A 19,951-nucleotide genomic window follows, 5' to 3' on the forward strand; every position below is an offset into this window, starting at 1 on the left:
ACTTCTATGCACTCGCCTATCACTATCTAAGTATTTACTGTTTATTTGATTTCATCACATATTCAAAAATTCCCCTATATAATTCATTTTCTATGTAGGTCATTGAACGCCTTAACCATTGGTAAGCCGTTCAGACTTCTTTATTCTTCCTGAACAAGTACACCGTCTGTCATTTTATAAACCTTGTCGCAATAGCCTACTAGACGTATATCATGTGTGACGACAATGGTCGTTGTGTTTTTGTTCTTTGTTTCATTTTTCAATAGCTCCATTACTTCATAGGCACGATCTGAGTCAAGAGATGCTGTTGGTTCATCAGCTAAAATAATGGAAGGGTTACTGTATAACGCTTTGGCAATTGCGACACGCTGACGTTCTCCGCCAGATAAGTCTGCAGGATATTTAGTTCGTAAATCCCCAATACCCAAGTCATCATATAACTCTTCCAATTGTTTTTTCGTCATATTTTCTTTCTTAACTTGGTCCAATAGTTTCAACTGATTGGCGACCGTTAAAAAGGGAACTAGATTCGATGCTTGTAGAATGAACCCGATTTCCTTCAACCGAATTTTTGAGCGCTCTTTCTCATTTAAATCTGCTAGATTTTTATCATTTATGACCACAGACCCTGAAGTGGGTGTGAGGAGCCCGCCGACAATTGTTAGAAATGTGCTTTTCCCTGAACCAGACGGACCGATAATGGCTATCAGCTCGCCCCTGTCTGCAGTAAAATTTGTTTCCTTCATTGCTTCTATTTCTTTATGGCCACTGCCAAATGTCTTTTTCACTTGTTTTAATTCTAAAACTGCCATCATTTACCCTCCTATTGCTTTCAATGGATCGATTCGAACAATTGTAAGAACTGAGAACATCGCACCCATTATCGCAACTGCTATCAGAACGAGTCCGTAGATGAGCATCGTTACAAGATCGAATGCTACAGGTACCGCACTTGGTAAAAATGCGCCGGTGATTAACGTCAATACAAAACCTACGGCCACACCAATTGCAGCTAATATAAATGTTTGTGCAATGACTGAACGTGAAAGATAGTTATTCGAGATCCCTTGAGCTTTCATGACACCAAACATACTAATTTTCTGGACGGTCAATACGTAAAGGAAAATTGCTACAATGACCGCTGAAATACCAAACAAGAAATAAATCATGAAGTTCAGTGTCAAATTCTGTTCCGTGTACCCTGGTAAACTCCGGATAAATGTTTCAATTTCAATTGATACCAGTGAATCATTCTTAATGTTAGCTGGTGTATCATCCGCACGAACAACTATTCCACTAATACTTTCCTTATTTGCTTCAGCTGCTTCACCGAATTTCACTTGTTGGAAAGTAGACAAATCTCCATATAGAACTGGAGCTGCATTAAATCTTGCTTTGTCTGTGAAACCTACAATAGTTAATACTTCGTCAGACGATGATAATTGCAATTCATCACCTACTTTAAATCCATCTTCTTTTAATGCATCACTGGCGATAACTTCATTGCCTTCAGCAAACGCTTTGCCTTCCGTCACTTTTGGCATAATGAATTCATCTTTTTTTATCCCAAAAATGGATACGTTCGTCTTAGTATCACCATTGCCGGCAACTGCATTTATTTGACCGATTACGGCAATTTCTTCCGCATCGATTTCATTTGCATCTTCAATTGTTAATGAAGATTGGTACATGCTCTTATCCGATTCCTCTGTCAAAATGATATCTGTTGCTTTCCATTTATCAACAGATTCACGATTCAGATTTTCCAGGCCTGTAGCAAGACCCGATAGAAAAAACACTAAATAAGATACGAGCATTAACACACCAATGATCAATGTAAAGCGTAATTTGTTTTTCTTAATTTCATTTAAAGCTAAAAACATCTTTTCACATCCTTATGTATTTTTTAGTTTTAGTAGTTCACTATTCCGAGATTCTTTGACACTGGTTTTACCTATTAAATTAATCATTTCAAAACTGATTCCCCCGTTCATTACCTCTCAATTCATTTCTATTTCTTAACACTATTAAAACAGAGTAAAAATAACCTGTCAAATCTTTGTATATCCTAAATCATAAAACATTATACAAAGATTAAGGGTTGCTATATAATAGATTTAGATGATTCTAACCAGAGATTAGGAGGAGACTCTATGCACAAATGTACTTCATGTAACCCAACAGAACTGTTTTACAAAATCCTCATTTCGGGGGAAAGTAATTTAACTCACCTTCCTCAACTTCAGTCTTATCTTAAAAGTAACGGCTTATTGGTAAACGCACGAGATAATATCATTGTTGTAAGAGAAGCTACAGTTGCAGGGTTATACGATTATTTCAGCGATGTAATGGAAGTAAAGTCTATTTATTTCAAAGTGGATGGAAGTGACTGGAAACCGATTAATGAAGTAGTTGAATTGCTAGAATTAAAATGGATTGACCAGGTCATACTTAAAAACAACGTCACATTTCACATACAACCAATCGTTACGAAAAGCCAAGAGGTCTTTGCTTTTGAAATGTTGGCCCGATTCCAGGATGATAACGGAATTTCTGTAGCTCCAAGTAATGTATTTACAGCAGCAAAAAAACGAAACCGTACTTATGCGTTAGATCGCGTTTGCAGAATGGCTGCCGTTAGGAACGCCGCTACTATTCATAAGAAAGTGTTCATTAACTTTATTCCAACTTCAATCTACTCTCCAGAACATTGTCTAAGAACAACCGTTCAACTTGCAAATCAGTTGGGTATCCCCTTTTCTCAATTAGTATTTGAGGTAGTTGAGACAGAAAGTGTAGATGATATTGAGCATTTGAAAAAAATATTGAGTTTTTACAGAGATAGGGGTTTACACTACGCGCTTGATGATGTGGGTGCAGGCTTTAGCACAATTGAAGTGCTTGAACAATTAATGCCTAATTATATGAAGTTAGACATGAAATTTGTACAGGGAGTATCTGGTGATTTAACTAAACAGGTAGCTGCTAAAAAGTTTTTATCGGCTGCCTTACAAGTTGGTGCAATCCCTCTTGCTGAAGGGATTGAAGAGAGAGAAGACTTTGAATGGTTGAAAGAGGTCGGATACGAATTATTCCAAGGCTATTTGTTTGGAAAGCCAACACCTATACCAACAGCTCTAGCTAAATATACTGTTTTGTCGTCGAATCCCCCCTTTGTATAACGTTTAAAATACAACACTGTACAAAACGCCAAAAATCCTTATACTTACACAAAGACTTCTAGTTTGTCGAAAGGATGTAATGAACATAATCACTCCAGCAGATTCTAATGGTTTATATTTTATACAACAAGTTTCAGACATGACAGGATTATCGAAACAAGTAATCCGCAAGTGGGAAGAACGTTATAATCTTGTACAACCCAATCGATTAGAAAATGGCTATCGTATATATAGTGAAGCAGATATCAACGCTCTATTAAATGTGAAGACTCTTTCTGGGCAAGGACATTCCATTAAGCGCGCTGTCGAACTTACAAAAGATAGACGAAAGTTGTTAGATACTGTTCCAGATCCAATCCATGCGATACAACATCAAGAATTGCTAAATGATTATGTCTTTCAACTTCTAGAAAAAGGATCCTATTGTGATGAATTGGAATTATATCTAGTGTTGCAGCAGGCTTATCATTCTTTCGGATTAAACGATTTTTTAACATCCGTGATCGTTCCATTTTTAAATGAGATCGGTAATAAATGGCACAGGAAGGAATGGAGCGAGTATCAGGAATCTGTCTCAAGCTTGGTCGTACGAGACTTCCTAGTGCAAATTCGTCGTAACTATCAAAGCAGTGACGGTGCACCTTTAGTCTTAGGAGCATGCCTGCCTTATGAACGACATGAAATCCCTTTGCACATACTATTATTGCAATTTATGATGAAAGGCTGGAAAACAGTATTGGTTGGTACTTCTCCTGCTCCTGGCGCTATAGAATCGCTGGTAGAAAAATTGAAGCCTGCAAAAGTACTGCTATCAGCAACGACAACGGCCCCTTTTATAAATGATCCGGATTTATTGGAGAGTTTAGATCAGTTTGCCGCTAATAATAAACAAATCGATTTTTACCTAGGCGGCACGGGTGCACTCGACTACGCAACAAACAAAACACTTCAGGCAATCCACGTCACCAGTTCACTTGAAGAAGCGTTACGCAAATAAATCCGAAAAGAAGGTACCAGCCCTTAAGGCTGGTACCTTCTCTTTTCATGGTGTAATCTCTTTTGGTTCCTCACCCTTTTTATTCATCAAACGAATTGAATCGGGTGAAATTTTTAAGATGATAAGATTGGAGTCCTCAGGACCACTGAACCAGGGTTTCAAATGCTTATTCCATACTTTTTCTTTTACACTTTCATCATCGGAAATACTGACAGTACCTTCTATCTCAAGATATTCGTCGCCCATACCTTTTCCTTCATAACCGATTAAGATATGCGTGTGTGGATTTACTTCCAGTTCATCCACTTTCTGCGTTTGTTTTGATGTTGCGGTGTAAAGCGTAAATTCATCATTGAAAAACGTCATGTAACGTGTGTGCGGCTTATTCTGTTGAACGGTCGCCATTGTTCCAACCAAGCTTTCCTTCAAAACTTTCAGCGCTGTTTCTTTTGCATTCACAAAGATCTACTCCCTTTCTCAATGTTATTGTAGTTTACCTCTATAAGTAAGAAGCTAAACATCACTTACAGGGATAGGTATATATCGGTAATTTGGTATTAGATTATGTGATTATAATCCACAATTCATATCAATGAAGTAATTTCATAATTGCATACTCTAATTAAAATCCTATTATTAACGAAATTTCTTAATTGAGTATTCGTTTAAATGGATGAGTTTCGTTGATTGTAACGTAACAAAAAGGCACCAGCGTGTTGAAAGCTGATACCTCTAGACTATACAGGATTAGACTATTGACAGATTAAGATTTAAACATTCGCAGCCATCCTTTATATTTGAACAGCACTAACATAGCAACCCCAATTGTAAACATTATGACTAAAACAATGATATATCCATAACGCCAAGAAAGCTCAGGCATAAAGTCAAAATTCATACCGTATACACCAGCTATAAAAGTCAATGGTATAAAAATCGAAGAAACAATTGTTAAAATCATCATAATCCGATTCATCTGATTGGAATTTATGGATAATTGACTATCTCTAATATCTGCCGTTAATTCTCGATTTGCTTCTAGGATATCACCGAGCCTTAACAGATTATCATAGATATCACTAAAATAGGCTTGTTCGTTCACGGATAATGTCAGCGATCCGGAAGTGATCATCCGATGTAGAAGTTCCCGCATCGGTACGATTGTCCTTCGTAACCGAAGCAAATTGCTGCGGACATCAAATACGGAGTCCATGGATAAATGGACGGTTGACGGTGCAAGGCTGTCTTCGATTTCATTCAGATGATCTTCTATTTTAAGTAGTACCGGAAAGTAATCATCGACAACTTTATCGATGATTTGGTGAGTAACAAATATATGACCTTGCTCCCATTTATTCGGGTTCTCAATAATACGTTTCCTGGCATTTTCTAACTCTTGAATTTTAGTGGAGTGATAAGTAATGACATAATTCTTCCCTAGAAAGAGATTCAACTCCTCAGCTTTTAGGTTATCATCGCATAAGGAATGCAATACCAAAAATGCGTATTCATCATAAAAATCCACTTTCGGTCTTTGAAGGCGGTTCAAACAATCTTCGATGGTAAGTGGATGGAAATGAAAAAACGAATCCAATAAGGCGGTTTCTTTATCCTCGGGCTGATCAAAGTCAATCCAATACCACCTGAATGTTCGAGTATAAATTTCTGATAGCGGAAATTCAAAAACCATCTTATTCTCTGTTGTCAGTCCCATTGTCCGAATCAAGTGAACACCTTCTTTCTAACTCTGACGCATCAGCGCTTGAAATCCCCTGTAAGTAGCACATTATATTCGTGCACACACGATTAACACTTGTCCCAATACTACACGTACTTATATGGGCAAGTATAGTATACAAAAGAAATTTATTCTTCTCATCTTTTTCCTGTTTTTATCAAGGGTTTAATTCGTTACATTATTCCCATCCTAGTTGTATGGCGTTCAATATTGTCAGAAGGCTAGGAGGACTAATAATGGATGTAAACGCACCGATTTCAAAGAATTATAAGCTTATTGCTTTGGGGATTGCCCTATTGCTGTTGGCTACAGCTGATTCCTTTTTTACTGATTTTGGCATTCAACAAAAGCATATTACGGAAGCAAATCCATTAATGCGTTTTGTCTATGATCGAAGCGTTTGGGGATTCTATGGAATTAAAATCTGTCTGCCATTCCTGTTGCTGGTTTTATTGGCGAAGGTTGAAGCGAGAAGGTATTTAAAGATTTTATTGGGATTCAGCCTTCTTCTATACAGTTTGGTCTTATTTCAGCATATTTTGTGGATTTCCTTAGTATTGTAAAATGATAGATATTGAATTTTATACAAGCAGACTAAAGTAAATACCACTCAATCTACGTCAATTGAGTGGTATTTACTTTGGTTATGTCTTATTTAAGCTGCTGCCTGTAATCGGTGAACTCCTGCTTTAGTGCTTCAACTTCTTCGGGGGCAGCTGGGACTAGCGAACTCCAGCCGTGTTGGAACTGCAATTCAAGCAACTTTCGATGTAGTAAAGAAGTCTCTTTTAGCAAATCGAAAAATAATGAATAGAACGCATTTTGACCCACTTCATGCATTGCCATTACATAGGTGATGTCCAGGCTTTTTTCAGTTGCTAATGCAGCACTTAATAAATCATGGTCATTGACACCGGACTTTTGTGAATGCGGTCTCTTTGGATTTTCAATTTTTTTAGAAGATGTCATTGAGCTTGACCTCCATTTTCCGACAAGAAACTTAGCAATTTATCATATTGCGACAAATGCAATTGACCCGCTTCCTCGAATTGACGTTTTAAATCTGGCATCTGACAGTTTTGAGCGGCCTGTCTATATTGTTTCACCGCAAGTAAGTTCGCGCTCAGCAAATTTTGCAAATAGCCTATGTGCAAAGTGGATATCACTTTCGGGGGCTCAAGATAAGAGGGAGGCTCCATTGCTTTGTCTTTTGTTTTGGGTTGTGTTTTTTGCTGTTGTTGTTCGGGTGCCTTTGGCTGTGCTGTCTGTGTCGGTTGTTCTGCTTGTGCAGGTTGTCCTGTCTGCGTCGGTTGTTCTGCTTGTGCAGGTTGTTTTGTCTGTGTCGATTGTCCTGTCTGTGTTGGTTGATCTGCTTGTGCCGGTTGTTCTGCCTGTGTTGGTTGATCTGCTTGTGCCGGTTGTTCTGCCTGTGTCGGTTGTTCTGTCTGTGCCGGCTTTTCTGCTTGTGCCGGTTGTTCTGTCTGTGTCGGTTGTTCTGCTTGTGCAGGTTGTTCTGTCTGTGTCGGTTGTTCTGCTTGTGCCGGTTGTTCTGTTTGTGCCGGTTGTTCTGCTTGTGCCGGTTGTTCTGTTTGTGCCGGTTGTTCTGCTTGTGCAGGTTGTTCTGTTTGTGCCGGTTGTTCTGCTTGTGCAGGTTGTTCTGTTTGTGCCGGTTGTTCTGCTTGTGCAGGTTGTTCTGTCTGTGTCAGTTGTGCAGGTTGTTCTGTTTGTGCCGGTTGTACTGTCTGTGCCGGCTTTTCTGCTTGTGTCGATTGTTCTGTTTGTGCCGATTGTGCGGACTCAGGCTTTGGTTGTTTTTGAATTTGTCTGGACTGTGGTTGTTGTGCTGCCGATTTTTTTATCTGTTCCTCTTGTTGAAGTTGTATTTGAAGTTCAAGTTGCTGTAATTGTATTTGTAGTTGTTTAAGTTGCTGAAGCTGTTGTAGCGACTGTAAAGACTCCACTCTCTTCGCTCCTTTCATGCAATTTGCATGTAGTATGATTCCAGTGATGGAAATTATACGGTATGGATGGAATTTATCATGATGAATGGGAGTCGACAATTTATATAATCATGAAAATAACATAGAGTACTACAATTCTATATAATGCGTATCATAGTAAAAAGGAGAAATTTAATGAATCCGTTTTTCTCGATTTGGTCAAAACCAAGCAAAACGATTCGCTACATTATTGAGCAAAAATCCATTTTTTATCCGTTCATGCTCATCTCCATTTCTTCTCTCGGAAGCAGCTTCATGGCATTCGCGGACACAGGTCTATTTGCTGAATTGTCATTATCATCCACCGTCACTTTTATTTTATTTCTTAGTTTATTATCTGGAATCGTTGGATGGGGAATTGCATCATTTGCATATACTTGGTTCGGTAAATTGCTAGGCGGAACAGGTACACCGCAAAAAATGGCGCACGCAATTGGTGCCAGTACAATACCCGCCATTTGGACAGCGCCTATTGGTATTATTGCGATTTCCTTATACGGCAAGCAGCTTTTTGAGACACCAAGTAATCTGTTAGGTACGAATATGGATTTAAGTTTTTTCCTTTTGCAAACGTGGATTATAATAGGGGTATCTATTTTCGGAATCATTCTCCTCAGTAAAGGAATTGGGATTGTCCATAACTTTTCGGCATGGCGTGGATTTGGAACAATTATGTTATTTTCCGGTTTCATGTTTGTTATTTCAATCATTATTCTGGGTTCATTGTTTTCAATACTTCTGTTTATTGGAGTACGGTAAAAAACGTTATGAGGATTTTCAACAAATAATATCGTAGATAGATCGTAATAACCCTAAAAACAGTTGTAAAATGAAATGTTTGCGCTGCATTATGAGATATTCCTTCACAACTTCTTGTCTGTCATGACAGTCAACCATTCATGATAAAGTGCATACTTATTATTCAAAAGTCCCACCCCTAAGGACTGTAAAGTCAACATGGACATTAACTTTCATTGTCTTGAACATTTCATCCCACTCTTTTTCCGTCAGGTTGGAGTGACGTATAGAGCTTCTGTAAAATTCACCAAATCCAAAAACGTCAGAACCAACTTCTTGGCAGTGAGCAAGTACCCTTGAAAATTCCCTTGCCAGGCTCTTACTAATTACTTTTTCTAGTTCTTCCTTTTTATAGGCTTCCCCTATTTCAATAGACGGTTTTATTTCTAATAATCTTGCTTGCATTGAGATGCGTAAATCAATTTCAGGAGTTGTTGGATCGCCTAATTTTAAATCTTTATGCGTTGTAATTGGGTCGAATACCAAATTGATTTTATCAGGGGGATTCTTCAGTAATGATGATGGTACATCATAGCCTTTCATTTGTAGCTCATATGTTCCAGCATGAAAATCATCCCGACTTAGCTTCACGTAAAAACTATCATCAACAGAAAGTTTTCCAATCATTTTGTCCTTTTTAAACAATGCAATTCCAGAAACCATTACCAACTCCTCTTCTCTTTTTATGATGGGCATCGCAATGTCCCTACCTACGGAATAATAATCATGGGCTATTTCATGAAGTGTGGATGAAACAACCTCCTCACTTTCAATATTTTGATTTAGCATTTTATAAATATGTTCTCCAATGTCATCGATATTTGGGTATGTGTATTCAAGTAAAGACTTTGACTCGCCCTCAACAACTGCCAAAAGCGTTCCCCCACTAACTGCAGGATTTCTCAACATGGCATCAATGTAATGACCAATACCTTCTTTCGTAAACTCATCGCCAAATATGACGCTCCTCAATTGTCCTGACAGAATCTTTTCAGCTGCCCTGTGATTGATTTCGACACGTGTCCCTTGACTCGTTTCGTTTTCAGCCGTAATAATGGTTACTTTACTTTGTAATTCCGTACTAACATGGCGAACAACTGCTGTAGTCTCCACTTCTTCCTCTTTACCAAAATCATAGCCAATTAATGTGGTTAAACCAATCCTTTCAAGGAGTTTCGTTTCTGCGCATCCGACCAATCCAGTGCACAGAAATAGCAGTAGTAAAAGAAAACTAAGCTTTTTCAATCTGTTTCCTCCTTACGTGGTTTAAATTTATTTTTAGCCGCCGCAAATACATACAAGATTATCGGATAAACAAAGACAATATAAAATGCTATTTGTCCATAGTAGTCATTAAATGTATTTATTTGGGTTCGACTTTTAAAACTTATGCTTACAAGTAAGATGATGAATGAAAATATCCAGACAAACTTGTTCGCACTTACCTTTATCAGTCGTCTGGTCCCGCGAAAAGCAGCCCATAAAAACAGACAAAGATTCGGCAAAATGATCAACATCCAAAAACAAACTGCTACATATTCAAATCGTTCAATGAACGGAAATTTAACAATGCTGAATAAAGACAAAGTCGCCCAAATCGTTTTCGATAATTGCTCACCGCTATAGTATGTCAGCGAAACCAGCATCACCGCTGAGTAAATCAAGGTCGTCACTAACAAACCAAGATGAATATGCTTTTTCGCATTCTTTTTATCCTTAACAAAAGGATAAATCACATATAATATTTCGAATCCTACAATCGTAAAGGTCATGGACTGTACACCTTTTAGTATCCCGCTTATATTGCTCTCCAATATGGGAAGAAGGCTTCTCGGCTCCATAAACTTCGCCGGATAAGCCAACATCGGGATTAGCCAAATAGAAAGTACAAAACTAAAAAAAGAAACACCAACGATTACACGTAGACCACCCGTAAACGAGTAAATCACGACCAACAACAAGGAAGCCGCAAGAAACCAAGTCTGCAAATCGGAAAAAACCCATGTTTGAACGACTTCAATATAGTTCCTAAAAACGGCAAAAAATGCAGCTGTAGAATACGCAATATAAATAATATTAAAAAGGTTCCCTATCCATTTGCCGAATATATCTTGGTGAATACCATACAAATCATTTGAACCGTATAGTTCCAATGTTTTAAGCATAAAAATTGCGATAATATGTGTGGCGAGACCTGCAAGTAGTACAGCTATCCATGCATCTTGTTTTGCATCCTGATAGATGATCCGCTGAAACCCATGTATCCCGACCCCGATTTGCGCGGTATGAATGATGAAAAAAAGTAGAAAACCATTAATTGTGTCAGCTTGACCAATTTGCATGGAATTTTTCACTTATTTCACCTTCTCTTCATTTTTCTCAGGATTTATGGGTTCCGGTACATATTTGTCTTCATCCTCCGGTCTTGTATTTGAAGGTCTCTTAAATGTAAATGGCAAAGGCAATCTGACAAGGCTATCCCGCCAATCAATCAGTCTAGGTGGGTAAAAAGGGGCTGTATACGGCGAACCCAAACTTGATTGACGCAACAGGTGTATTAGGATGAAACAAAGCCCCAGCATAATGCCGTAAAAGCCCCAAAGTCCTGCTAATACTATTAATGGAAACCGAATGATCCTGATGACATTTCCCATCATATAACTTGGTGTCGTGAAGGATGCCAACGCCCCCAAGGCGACAATAATAATCAAAATATTACTTGTGATTCCTGCTTGCACAGCTGCTGTCCCTATGACGATACCACCAACAATACCAATGGTTTGACCAACTTTCGTCGGTAATCTGGCTCCTGCTTCTCTAAGCAGTTCAATAATAAATTCTAAAAGTAGGGCTTCCAATAATGGAGGAAAAGGAACCAACGCCCTTGATTCACTCAGCGGGACTAAGAGCGTTTGGGGAATGACTTCGTAATGAAATGTTAATGTCGCTACATATAAAGGAGATAAAAAAACAGAAAGGACGATTGCACTAAATCTTAGTAAACGGGCAAATGTAGCAATCGGCCATCGTAGATTCTGATCTTCCTGACTTTGGAAAAACTCAAGAAATGAGTGTGGGCAAACGATTGCATGGGAACTACCATCCACGATGATCCCCAATTTCCCATTCAAAAGTTCAGCACTAAGCTTGTCCGGTCTTTCAGTTAGTAGCATTTTGGGAAAAATCGATAGCGAATTGTCGTCTATCAATTGTTCAAGAATCGAACTATCCATTACAGCATCAACCTTAAGGTCGGTGATCCTTTGTCGTAGCGTATTCACCATTTCGTCGGAAGCAACGCCTTTAATATATAACATTGCAATCGCTGTCTTCGATTGTTTTCCGATTTCTAATCTTTCATTGCACAGGTTTGGACTTTTTATATACCTCCGAATCAAAGAAACATTCGTTGACAGTCTTTCATTAAAACCGACCTGGGAACCGATAACTTGGGATTCATTTTCCGGCGTTGATAAAGCCCGCGCTTCATTTGTGGGGATATTCGCCAATACAACTTGTGAGTATCCCTCCACATGAATAAGCACTATCCCATCCATCATCGCAATAACGGCTTTCTCGAGTTCATCAGCCAATTTCACCTGAGGTATTGTAAGGATGGATGTAATGATTTCAGGTGTGACAAGTGTATACTTCAACAGATCTTGAAGGATATGATTATTTAACGTCGGGATATCCACTAGATTATCTATATAGATGATCGTGAGATTCGAAGGTAACGATTTAGTGATTAAGTCAGATGTATTGTGAGTGACTTCTTTTATCGACTGGATGAAAATATCACCTGAGGTTGAAATCATTGTTTGTTTTTCTTCTGTGCTTTCTTCACTCACAACCGTTGCCTGTTTTTTTTCGGAAGATTGTTTAGACTTTTTGTTAAACAGTAGTCTCACCTCGTTTGTATCTTTGTTCCTAGAATAGGCTTTAATGGGATGATCTATACTCCCGGACACAGTCAGTGATAAAGTGCCGGACAAGTCTTCGAACAAGGCATTTCACCTATAGCACAGAACTAATGAGTGTATAATTAAGCGTAAATCTAAATCCGCAGCGAGGTGAAAAACATGATTGATAATGTGGTCTTAAATGAAGTGTCTATTGCTATCACTAACTATCATGAGGAACTTACTCTTGATACATCTAATAATAAAGAACTGAGGAAAATCGGGTTTGATTTTAAAGTTACAAGTAGCGATTACCATAAAATCACCACATTGCTGTACGAGATGGAGTTCCAAGTTAAAGTGCCAGGAAAAAATCTTGTATTTCCAGCAATGATTCATTCCTATTCGACTTCAATTACGAATTTATATATGGAAAATGAAGTGGGCGATTTTAAGTTGGTGTTACTAGAAAAAGTTTGACATCACTCATCGAACACATACACTAGTTGGTTTTACAACTGTTGTATGTGTTTAGTTATGCCTGTATAGTGGTACAAAATAGATAAAGACAATTTACTAGTCTGGATTGGGGATGAAATGTTAATGGAGATACTTTTATACGCAAGCGCTATCATTGCGGCCTTATCCTTATTGCTCATTGCAGTTTTTGTTGTCATTACTTTGAAAAGCGCAAAACAGACGATAGGAGAAGTTTCAGAGACTTTGAAACGGGTCGAGACGAAACTTGGCGGTATTACCGAAAAGTCTGAGCAGTTGATGGAAAAGACGAACCGGATTGCTGAAGACGCGGAAAACAAACTACAAACCTTGAACAGCTTGACACTTTCCGCGAAAAACCTCGGAGATTCCACTGAGCATATGAACAAATCGATTCGTGCCATTTCAGACGAAGTCGCAACACCTCCTGAAAAGTATCAAGAATTTATGGAAAAGGCGTCTGTACTGACTGAAACAGCAGCACGTGTCTATTACCGCTTCCAACGTGAAAAACAGAATACCGAATCGGATGAAGTTGAGGCTAAGCCAAAACGTTTGCCAATGCCGCAACAAAACAATAGGTCATAAACTTAAAAACGGGGTGAGTGAATATGGATTGGTTAGGTATTGGTGTACTCATTATAGGAATCGCATTTGCTGTACTGGTCATTTTTCTCTTGAAACCGATTAAAAAGTTGTCAGATGTACTTGCAAGTCTCCAACAGACAGCAGATCGTTTGCCAGAGGTACTCGACGACGTGACACATCAAGCTTCGGATATCCTTCAAACAAGTAATGCGACACTCGGCAATGTCAACGAGCAAGTGAATGAAATAAGCCCACTTTTCCATATCGTTGGTGATGCAGGGGAAGCGTCAAGAAAACTTACAACAGCTGCCCTTGCTAAAACAAATTTATTAAAAGAACAGACAGGCAGTGCAAAAGAGTTTGTTAGACGCGAAAAGTATGAAGGTATCTATGGGCTTCTATCATTTTTATTTTTTCTATCGCAGAGGCGAAAAGAGATTAAAGAAACAATGTCATTTACAAAATCAAGGTAAACAACAAAAAATCGTGTGGAAGGAATTCTCTCCTTCCACACGATTTTTATGTTGCATCTTCACTGATGATTTTTCCACTTCTTGCAGCTTCTCTCGCTTCGGCCTTCATTCTATCAATATCAAAAGTACGTTTCTCACCTTCCGTATACAAATTCCTTGCATGCCTCGCACCTGTTCCTTTTTTAGCATCCTTGCTTTTTCGCATGGCATAAAATCCAAGAGCAGCCGTACCGTATAATCCACCTAATCGCTTATCCTGTTGACCAGGGTCAGCTCCGCCCATCTTATCTTTTGCAGAAGCCGTCAAATCAACAAGCGATGATGATAATGTTCTTGTAGACTCACCTACATCTCCAACGATATGGAACAATGGCGTCAGCGTTCCCAGTTTTTCATTAACATCGGCAAGTGTTTTGTTACTGTTATGGATCAAATTCCCCGTCTCTTGTAAAATACTATCCAATTGATCCGGCAGTTGTTCAATTGTCTTATCCACTCCACTTAGTATAGATGAAAAATTATTCAATACGCGTGCTACAAAAACTGCTAACACCAATAATGCAATACCTATCAGCAATACGCCGATTCCTGTTAAATCCATGTTCATCCCTCATTTCAAAATTGTTTTGATGAAGCACCCTTGCCGCGCTTCCAGGAGTTGAATAGGCCTGATGCAAATTCAGAAAACTGAATGATTCGTACGAACGGTTTCGTGCCTGGTAATGATGTGTCTTCCGAATAACGTTTTGTTCTTCCAGCTAATTCATCACTCATGAGCGACGTTGAATCGCCTACATGTTTGGCTGTGTAGAAAATACTATTTAATGCTAGTGATTTTTCTTCGATGTCTGTTGCTGTTAGATTCGTTTCTGTAATCGTTTGTTCCAATTCACTGATTGTCTTGTCTAGTTTTGATTCCATATTACTGATTGTTTGTCCGACGGAACCAATGACGCCCGATACGCTCATAAGCATTTTAGCAATGAATACTGCAACGATTGCAAATGCGACCGCCATGAGAAATACGCCAATATGTATGAAAGTCATTTACCAACAACTCCTCCCTACTCGTCTTATACCACTAAAACATAGTCTGTGAAACATGAATACTCCCAACTATAAATTCTTTGTTGCAATCCATTTGACGATTCCTTTACAAAGAAGAAATGTCTTTATTATAAAATACTACTCATTTGAATTAAAACAAACTATCTCCCAAGTATGTCCATCCGGATCTTGAAAATGTCCAGTATAGCCCCAATCAAATTTCATTGGCTGATTAGGTAGAAGTGTTCCACCTGCTGTTATAGCCCTTTTTAAGATTGAATCTACTTCTACTTCACTATTAGCTGCAATGCTAAGGATAAATTCCGAAGACTTTTTGGAGGTGTTCGTTTCATTTGCTAACACCTCTAGCTTTGAACGCGAATAAAGTACCAATGATAAATTGTCTTGCATTTCAAACAGAATATGGTCTTCTCCATCATCTATCCCTTGCGCTAGTAATTCCAATACATCCTTATAAAAGGATACAGACTTCACTAAATCATCCACGGCAAGTGTAATTATATTAATTTTCGGTCTCATCTAATCCCCTCCTACATTTACTGATTTGGATAGGCTTCTTTGGTAATTCGTATGGATTCTTTGATTAACTTCTTTAATATATCTATTTGAATATCCGCTAATTTATTGATGTATACACATGATTTCCCTGTTGTATGTTTACCAAAATCCTTCAATAAATCTACTCGTTTTGGGAATTCTGGTTCAAAGTATAAACTGATTTTTGCTTTTCGAGGAGAAAAACCGGCTAACGGCGCATCTCCTTCATGACCAGATTCATATTTATAGTGATAGGAACCAAATCCAATAATACTAGGGCCATACATCTTTGGTTTGAAACCTGTTGTTTCAGTAAATATATCTAACAATCTATATGCATCTTCACGTTTTTTAAGGTTTTCGATATTTTCTATGAACTCAATAACACTATTGTCATTTTCTTTTGTTTTTAGTTCGTACATAATTAGAATCATTCCTTTTCCAATCAGACTTTTTTTTCATAGTAATTTACCATAACACATTTGTTTTTTCCTCATTAATTTTCTATACTGAAAAGAACATGTAAAGGAGGTTGGTATGTTTGAGTAATGGCTGTTCATCAATAGTTATTAAGAAGAATATAAATACAGTTTGGAATGCGATTGCTAACGACAAGGAATTTTCAATCTGGTACGCTCCAGGATCCAATTGGGTTATTCCAATTTTGAAAGCTGGAGAACAAGCGGTTTTCACATTAATGCCGAGCTTATATAACGACCTAAAAGAAGGGGAAAGCATGCCCATGACCTTCACAATAAAAGAAGTCATCCCAAATCAAAAATTTTCTTATTACTGGGATTCAAATCAAATGCTGTTTACCATTGAGTTAACTACTGAACTGGACGGAACGCGCGTACAATTCAATCAAGAAGGATTCGATTATTCATTGGAAAATCTAAATGCTTATTTAGAAAGTAGAGAACTCCCCTATTCTTGATTTGCGATATGCCGCCCGCCATGTGTTTGGGTTACAGTTCTAGTGTGAACTCGGCTTTTCAGTTTGTCACACTAGACTCTTCATTTCCACACAGTCCTATATTTCTTACGGTATTTGATATCTTCTTCTGTCTCAATCAAATCCATTGCTATTTGTTTAATTTCTTCATCTTTTAATTCATCATATAAATTTTTCAACCCTTGAATGATATCAAACCGAATCAAGGTGTAATGTTTTTCATCCGCACCGTTTTGAAAGCGCTCTACTAAATGATGAATCACCAGCTCTTTTTGTTCCATTCCAGCCATGCCCACTTTCCATATCGATTGCAGGCTATGTCGGGCCGTTACAAACTTCGGATCCTTCGTCACTTCCCATAGCGCTGGAAAATCTCTGAGTATGCGTTTTTCAGGATCGCTTTTCGCTAGACCCGCTAGGAACTGTGCTGCCCTAGATCTCCGATGATTATCGGAATCCGTCAACCAATCCCTTAATTGATCCCAAACCTCATAAGCCCAGTCCACTTCTTCTTTAATAACTGCAATAATTGTAGTAAATGCTTGATATTGTAAGTCTTTGTCCTCTGCTTCCAGATTTGCAAAGTAGGTTCTGGTTACACTGTCCACTTTCTACATCTCCCTCTATTTAAAATAAGTGGCAAGGTTAATAATATCTAAATCATAATTCGAATTTTTTAACCCCATTTAAAGCCCCATTGACATATGTTCGCTCGACGAAAGTGATGCTATGATCATGACCTATGAGCAAGACCGAAGAAGAACGGGTTCCATAGGTAGGTGTTTTGATGAACAGTGGTGACAGTTGCCGTTCAAGATCCAGGCCTACCCCGGTATTCGGCAGTAGTGCATCTGGCGCGACGTCAGCATCAGAAATGATATCGAAAAGAACATCTGTGTTAACGATTTCATGTGCCAATACATAATCCCGAAGCTTAGTCCTCCCTTTCACCACTTTCGGCCACGCCGTATTCAGAAACTGATTGCTCAAACCATGTGTTCCTTCAGATATTTTCGCGGTTTCTGCTTGCTTATTGGAAAAGTAGTATAAAGAGTCAAAATCGCCGACGAGAATATTAAATCCTGCATAATCGTCTTTCTTCCTCTTCAATGTTTCAAGGTGTTCTTCAGGCGACACAGTTTCTGATAAAAAGCTAGCGACGATATCGCCGCGGGATTGTTTATCAACAGTGATTTCCTGCGGGTCTCGGTAATTCGTCAATGCAGCAAATCGCCCTGATTTCGTTACACCAAGCCAAGTTCCCCTGTGCAACAAATCACGTCCTGCCAATATATCAGGCTTGTCTGTCCAGAAATCTGCCGAGGCAGTCGGACGCTCATAAAACTCATCCCTGTTCGCGGCGACAATCAATTTGTAAGTCGGATGTTCGTTGTAATGAAAATTAATCAGGCACACTTTTCGACACCCCTTTCCCTCCATTATACGCCTAGCCAAGTACATATAGTAATTCGCAATACCCATTTGTAAGACTATTCCCTATTCCTTTAGTTGACCAAATGACAATTAAAAAGGGGTGTATTTCATTTGAATCTATAACAGAATACATCCAAGCATAACTAATAATCAGCAAAAAAGTTATTAATGGAACTTTTCACACGGGATAACGTACAATTAATATCAAAGAAAGAGGCGAAACTAAAAGTGGCAGATTCTAAGGAATGGTTAACAGAGGAATTAAATAAGGTTGAGGTTTGGGAAAAAAATCAGAGCGATTTATGGTTTTGGGAAAAGCTTGGGCGTTTGCCATTTAAGATCATCGATAAATTCACTCCTGCTTTTATTCAAAAAAAAATCGGCTTACTTTTGGATGAACTCGGTCAATATATACAAACGGGCGGCAGCTATTTAAGTTCAGCTACTAAAATCCCTGCTTATTATCCCGACTTAACTGTAAATACATTGGAAGATGTCGAAAAGCTTGATATTTCAACAATGGACACAGCTGTAGAAAAAATTACTGGTAGCAGAAAAAAGTTTGCAACGGTTCAAGGTGCTAGTACTGGTATTGGCGGTATTTTCACGTTAACAATCGACATTCCTCTACTTCTTAGTTTACAGCTAAAAACATTACAGGATATTGCGATTTGTTATGGTTATGATCCTAAAGTAAAAGAGGAACGTTTGTTTATCGTAAAATGCATGCAATTTGTATCTGCTGACATTGTAGGTAAACAAGCCATTCTTACACAATTGTCTCAATTCGATAATCCCGATGACTCTACAAAACGCGAAGTTCTTTCTGAACTGCAAGGCTGGCGCGAGGTCGTTTTTTCTTTCCGGGATCAATTCGGTTGGAAAAAGCTATTTCAAATGGTACCTATCGCAGGGCTCGTGTTCGGCGCATTCATCAATCGCTCTGCTGTGAGTGATATTGCTGAAGCTGGTAAAATGCTTTACCGAAAAAGAAGAATTATTGAAAGGCTTAGGAATGATGTTAGTTCTAAAAGCCAAACTACCTAACTCTTCAATATGTACAAATGCATCATTTGCATTAAATTTGTGACCCGCTGATATCATTCAACCGAACTTTTTTACTGCTATAAAACAGGGATTTCTACTTGATTCACACGATTCCCCCTTCACTTAAATTATAAAAATTGACAATCATCATCTGATGTAACTATAATGATTACATCGGGAGGTTACTTGCAATGAAAATCAGTAGTCGTTTTACAGTTGCAGTTCATATTCTATCCCTCGTAGCAATCGAAAGAAACGAGCTTTGCACTTCTGAATGGATTGCGGAAAGTGTGAATACAAATCCTGTAGTCATACGAAGAGTAATTGGTAAACTAAGAAACGCAGGACTTATTCAAGTTCGGCGAGGTCTTGGAGGAGCTACACTTCAAAAATCTTTAAAAGATATTACCCTGCTCGATGTGTACAGGGCAGTTGAAGTCGTAGAAGAAGGCGAGCTTTTTCAATTTCATGAAAAACCAAATCCAAATTGCCCTGTTGGTGCCAATATCGAGGCTGTTCTTGAACTGATTTTACTACGGGCTCAAGATGCGATGGAATCTGTTTTACATGAAATTTCGATGGAAGAGTTAATATCGGTATTAACACAAAAAATTGGATAGTTTATTCGATTTTTTGGTTACCGTTGTAACTGTAACCATTACAGTTACATTCTAAATCGTTATCATGAATAGCTACAAATCATTAGGAGCATATTAGTATATATGTGCCAAAAA

25 protein-coding genes are annotated in these 19,951 nt (G+C 38.3%); 10 read left to right on the forward strand and 15 right to left on the reverse strand.

Translation table 11 applies throughout. The features are described from left to right. Nucleotides 1-140: 140 nt before the first annotated feature. Together AC1TO6_RS02425 and AC1TO6_RS02430 are read right to left on the reverse strand one after the other, a co-directional pair. Nucleotides 141-812, reverse strand: coding sequence for an ABC transporter ATP-binding protein (locus tag AC1TO6_RS02425; protein ID WP_482100003.1), 672 nt, complete (start codon nucleotides 810-812; stop codon nucleotides 141-143). Nucleotides 813-815: 3 nt separating this feature from the next. After that, nucleotides 816-1,883, reverse strand: a complete 1,068-nt coding sequence (locus AC1TO6_RS02430) for an ABC transporter permease (protein ID WP_482100004.1) — start codon at nucleotides 1,881-1,883, stop codon at nucleotides 816-818. Between the two features lie 270 nt (nucleotides 1,884-2,153). Between AC1TO6_RS02430 and AC1TO6_RS02435 the strand changes: the two genes are divergently transcribed. Continuing rightward, entirely contained in the window at nucleotides 2,154-3,182 is a 1,029-nt protein-coding gene (locus AC1TO6_RS02435) for an EAL domain-containing protein (protein WP_482100005.1), read from the forward strand. Between the two features lie 79 nt (nucleotides 3,183-3,261). Beyond that, nucleotides 3,262-4,179 carry a MerR family transcriptional regulator gene (locus AC1TO6_RS02440; RefSeq protein ID WP_482100006.1) on the forward strand — a complete coding sequence of 306 codons (918 nt, stop codon included), beginning with the start codon at nucleotides 3,262-3,264 and terminating at the stop codon, nucleotides 4,177-4,179. Nucleotides 4,180-4,224: 45 nt separating this feature from the next. Here AC1TO6_RS02440 and AC1TO6_RS02445 read toward each other — a convergent pair whose 3' ends face one another. Together AC1TO6_RS02445 and corA are read right to left on the reverse strand one after the other, a co-directional pair. After that, nucleotides 4,225-4,638: a pyridoxamine 5'-phosphate oxidase family protein gene (locus AC1TO6_RS02445; RefSeq protein WP_482100007.1), complete on the reverse strand. Its 414-nt coding sequence runs from the start codon at nucleotides 4,636-4,638 to the stop codon at nucleotides 4,225-4,227. 304 nt (nucleotides 4,639-4,942) lie between these two features. Further along, nucleotides 4,943-5,905, reverse strand: coding sequence for a magnesium/cobalt transporter CorA (gene corA, locus AC1TO6_RS02450; protein WP_482100008.1), 963 nt, complete (start codon nucleotides 5,903-5,905; stop codon nucleotides 4,943-4,945). 248 nt (nucleotides 5,906-6,153) lie between these two features. Here corA and AC1TO6_RS02455 point away from each other — a divergent pair, with 248 nt between their 5' ends. Then, complete coding sequence (locus AC1TO6_RS02455) at nucleotides 6,154-6,480, forward strand: DUF5658 family protein (protein WP_482100009.1); 327 nt, start codon at nucleotides 6,154-6,156, stop codon at nucleotides 6,478-6,480. Nucleotides 6,481-6,568: 88 nt separating this feature from the next. Here AC1TO6_RS02455 and AC1TO6_RS02460 read toward each other — a convergent pair whose 3' ends face one another. Both AC1TO6_RS02460 and AC1TO6_RS02465 read right to left on the reverse strand, forming a co-directional pair. After that, nucleotides 6,569-6,886 (reverse strand): spore coat protein, encoded by a 318-nt coding sequence (locus AC1TO6_RS02460; protein WP_482100010.1) that lies wholly within the window; start codon nucleotides 6,884-6,886, stop codon nucleotides 6,569-6,571. Next, the gene (locus tag AC1TO6_RS02465) at nucleotides 6,883-7,878 is read right to left on the reverse strand and encodes a ferritin family protein (RefSeq protein WP_482100011.1); all 996 of its coding nucleotides are present in this window, start codon (nucleotides 7,876-7,878) and stop codon (nucleotides 6,883-6,885) included. Before AC1TO6_RS02465 ends, AC1TO6_RS02460 begins: the two co-directional genes overlap by 4 nt. 174 nt (nucleotides 7,879-8,052) lie before the next feature. Between AC1TO6_RS02465 and AC1TO6_RS02470 the strand changes: the two genes are divergently transcribed. Then, nucleotides 8,053-8,676, forward strand: coding sequence for a YIP1 family protein (locus tag AC1TO6_RS02470; protein WP_482100012.1), 624 nt, complete (start codon nucleotides 8,053-8,055; stop codon nucleotides 8,674-8,676). 159 nt (nucleotides 8,677-8,835) lie between these two features. Here AC1TO6_RS02470 and AC1TO6_RS02475 read toward each other — a convergent pair whose 3' ends face one another. From AC1TO6_RS02475 to AC1TO6_RS02485, 3 genes are read right to left on the reverse strand one after another with little or no spacing between them, the layout of a single operon-like run. Continuing rightward, entirely contained in the window at nucleotides 8,836-9,960 is a 1,125-nt protein-coding gene (locus AC1TO6_RS02475) for a Ger(x)C family spore germination protein (protein ID WP_482100013.1), read from the reverse strand. Then, on the reverse strand, nucleotides 9,957-11,069 hold the full coding sequence (locus AC1TO6_RS02480) for a GerAB/ArcD/ProY family transporter (protein WP_482100014.1): 1,113 nt from the start codon (nucleotides 11,067-11,069) through the stop codon (nucleotides 9,957-9,959). The genes AC1TO6_RS02475 and AC1TO6_RS02480 overlap by 4 nt, the downstream gene beginning before the upstream one ends. Next, nucleotides 11,070-12,617 carry a spore germination protein gene (locus tag AC1TO6_RS02485; protein ID WP_482100122.1) on the reverse strand — a complete coding sequence of 516 codons (1,548 nt, stop codon included), beginning with the start codon at nucleotides 12,615-12,617 and terminating at the stop codon, nucleotides 11,070-11,072. A 180-nt stretch (nucleotides 12,618-12,797) separates the two neighbouring features. Here AC1TO6_RS02485 and AC1TO6_RS02490 point away from each other — a divergent pair, with 180 nt between their 5' ends. The 3 genes from AC1TO6_RS02490 (at nucleotide 12,798) to AC1TO6_RS02500 (ending at nucleotide 14,176) form a co-directional block, all read left to right on the forward strand. Next, complete coding sequence (locus AC1TO6_RS02490; RefSeq protein WP_482100015.1) at nucleotides 12,798-13,097, forward strand: DUF3219 family protein; 300 nt, start codon at nucleotides 12,798-12,800, stop codon at nucleotides 13,095-13,097. A gap of 123 nt (nucleotides 13,098-13,220) precedes the next feature. Beyond that, a complete protein-coding gene (locus AC1TO6_RS02495; protein ID WP_482100016.1) occupies nucleotides 13,221-13,703 on the forward strand; it encodes a DUF948 domain-containing protein in 483 nt (160 codons plus the stop codon). A 23-nt stretch (nucleotides 13,704-13,726) separates the two neighbouring features. Next, the gene (locus AC1TO6_RS02500) at nucleotides 13,727-14,176 is read left to right on the forward strand and encodes a DUF948 domain-containing protein (protein ID WP_482100017.1); all 450 of its coding nucleotides are present in this window, start codon (nucleotides 13,727-13,729) and stop codon (nucleotides 14,174-14,176) included. Between the two features lie 46 nt (nucleotides 14,177-14,222). Here AC1TO6_RS02500 and AC1TO6_RS02505 read toward each other — a convergent pair whose 3' ends face one another. The 4 genes from AC1TO6_RS02505 to AC1TO6_RS02520 all read right to left on the reverse strand — a co-directional run bounded on the left by AC1TO6_RS02505 (nucleotide 14,223) and on the right by AC1TO6_RS02520 (nucleotide 16,203). Further along, nucleotides 14,223-14,777 carry a DUF948 domain-containing protein gene (locus tag AC1TO6_RS02505; protein ID WP_482100018.1) on the reverse strand — a complete coding sequence of 185 codons (555 nt, stop codon included), beginning with the start codon at nucleotides 14,775-14,777 and terminating at the stop codon, nucleotides 14,223-14,225. A gap of 14 nt (nucleotides 14,778-14,791) precedes the next feature. After that, a complete protein-coding gene (locus tag AC1TO6_RS02510; protein WP_482100019.1) occupies nucleotides 14,792-15,223 on the reverse strand; it encodes a DUF948 domain-containing protein in 432 nt (143 codons plus the stop codon). 138 nt (nucleotides 15,224-15,361) lie between these two features. Further along, nucleotides 15,362-15,763 carry a VOC family protein gene (locus AC1TO6_RS02515; RefSeq protein ID WP_482100020.1) on the reverse strand — a complete coding sequence of 134 codons (402 nt, stop codon included), beginning with the start codon at nucleotides 15,761-15,763 and terminating at the stop codon, nucleotides 15,362-15,364. A 17-nt stretch (nucleotides 15,764-15,780) separates the two neighbouring features. Beyond that, nucleotides 15,781-16,203 carry a DUF1801 domain-containing protein gene (locus AC1TO6_RS02520; protein WP_482100021.1) on the reverse strand — a complete coding sequence of 141 codons (423 nt, stop codon included), beginning with the start codon at nucleotides 16,201-16,203 and terminating at the stop codon, nucleotides 15,781-15,783. A 119-nt stretch (nucleotides 16,204-16,322) separates the two neighbouring features. Between AC1TO6_RS02520 and AC1TO6_RS02525 the strand changes: the two genes are divergently transcribed. After that, nucleotides 16,323-16,718, forward strand: coding sequence for an SRPBCC family protein (locus AC1TO6_RS02525; protein ID WP_482100022.1), 396 nt, complete (start codon nucleotides 16,323-16,325; stop codon nucleotides 16,716-16,718). A gap of 80 nt (nucleotides 16,719-16,798) precedes the next feature. Here AC1TO6_RS02525 and AC1TO6_RS02530 read toward each other — a convergent pair whose 3' ends face one another. Beyond that, nucleotides 16,799-17,344 (reverse strand): hypothetical protein, encoded by a 546-nt coding sequence (locus AC1TO6_RS02530; RefSeq protein ID WP_482100023.1) that lies wholly within the window; start codon nucleotides 17,342-17,344, stop codon nucleotides 16,799-16,801. Nucleotides 17,345-17,396: 52 nt separating this feature from the next. Beyond that, a complete protein-coding gene (locus AC1TO6_RS02535; RefSeq protein ID WP_482100024.1) occupies nucleotides 17,397-18,152 on the reverse strand; it encodes an NRDE family protein in 756 nt (251 codons plus the stop codon). A 246-nt stretch (nucleotides 18,153-18,398) separates the two neighbouring features. Between AC1TO6_RS02535 and AC1TO6_RS02540 the strand changes: the two genes are divergently transcribed. Both AC1TO6_RS02540 and AC1TO6_RS02545 read left to right on the forward strand, forming a co-directional pair. After that, on the forward strand, nucleotides 18,399-19,217 hold the full coding sequence (locus AC1TO6_RS02540; protein ID WP_482100025.1) for an EcsC family protein: 819 nt from the start codon (nucleotides 18,399-18,401) through the stop codon (nucleotides 19,215-19,217). A 191-nt stretch (nucleotides 19,218-19,408) separates the two neighbouring features. Beyond that, on the forward strand, nucleotides 19,409-19,837 hold the full coding sequence (locus tag AC1TO6_RS02545; RefSeq protein WP_482100026.1) for an Rrf2 family transcriptional regulator: 429 nt from the start codon (nucleotides 19,409-19,411) through the stop codon (nucleotides 19,835-19,837). Nucleotides 19,838-19,951: the final 114 nt, after the last annotated feature.

This window comes from Sporosarcina sp. Y352, from assembly GCF_056786535.1.

What these genes read in the sequence shown, in the direction of transcription:
- AC1TO6_RS02425 (WP_482100003.1), bottom strand. Translation starts at nt 812, where the DNA reads ATGGCAGTTTTAGAATTAAAACAAGTGAAAAAGACATTTGGCAGTGGC.
- AC1TO6_RS02430 (WP_482100004.1), bottom strand. Translation starts at nt 1,883, where the DNA reads ATGTTTTTAGCTTTAAATGAAATTAAGAAAAACAAATTACGCTTTACA.
- AC1TO6_RS02435 (WP_482100005.1), top strand. Translation starts at nt 2,154, where the DNA reads ATGCACAAATGTACTTCATGTAACCCAACAGAACTGTTTTACAAAATC.
- AC1TO6_RS02440 (WP_482100006.1), top strand. Translation starts at nt 3,262, where the DNA reads ATGAACATAATCACTCCAGCAGATTCTAATGGTTTATATTTTATACAA.
- AC1TO6_RS02455 (WP_482100009.1), top strand. Translation starts at nt 6,154, where the DNA reads ATGGATGTAAACGCACCGATTTCAAAGAATTATAAGCTTATTGCTTTG.
- AC1TO6_RS02460 (WP_482100010.1), bottom strand. Translation starts at nt 6,886, where the DNA reads ATGACATCTTCTAAAAAAATTGAAAATCCAAAGAGACCGCATTCACAA.
- AC1TO6_RS02470 (WP_482100012.1), top strand. Translation starts at nt 8,053, where the DNA reads ATGAATCCGTTTTTCTCGATTTGGTCAAAACCAAGCAAAACGATTCGC.
- AC1TO6_RS02490 (WP_482100015.1), top strand. Translation starts at nt 12,798, where the DNA reads ATGATTGATAATGTGGTCTTAAATGAAGTGTCTATTGCTATCACTAAC.
- AC1TO6_RS02495 (WP_482100016.1), top strand. Translation starts at nt 13,221, where the DNA reads ATGGAGATACTTTTATACGCAAGCGCTATCATTGCGGCCTTATCCTTA.
- AC1TO6_RS02500 (WP_482100017.1), top strand. Translation starts at nt 13,727, where the DNA reads ATGGATTGGTTAGGTATTGGTGTACTCATTATAGGAATCGCATTTGCT.
- AC1TO6_RS02505 (WP_482100018.1), bottom strand. Translation starts at nt 14,777, where the DNA reads ATGGATTTAACAGGAATCGGCGTATTGCTGATAGGTATTGCATTATTG.
- AC1TO6_RS02510 (WP_482100019.1), bottom strand. Translation starts at nt 15,223, where the DNA reads ATGACTTTCATACATATTGGCGTATTTCTCATGGCGGTCGCATTTGCA.
- AC1TO6_RS02515 (WP_482100020.1), bottom strand. Translation starts at nt 15,763, where the DNA reads ATGAGACCGAAAATTAATATAATTACACTTGCCGTGGATGATTTAGTG.
- AC1TO6_RS02520 (WP_482100021.1), bottom strand. Translation starts at nt 16,203, where the DNA reads ATGTACGAACTAAAAACAAAAGAAAATGACAATAGTGTTATTGAGTTC.
- AC1TO6_RS02545 (WP_482100026.1), top strand. Translation starts at nt 19,409, where the DNA reads ATGAAAATCAGTAGTCGTTTTACAGTTGCAGTTCATATTCTATCCCTC.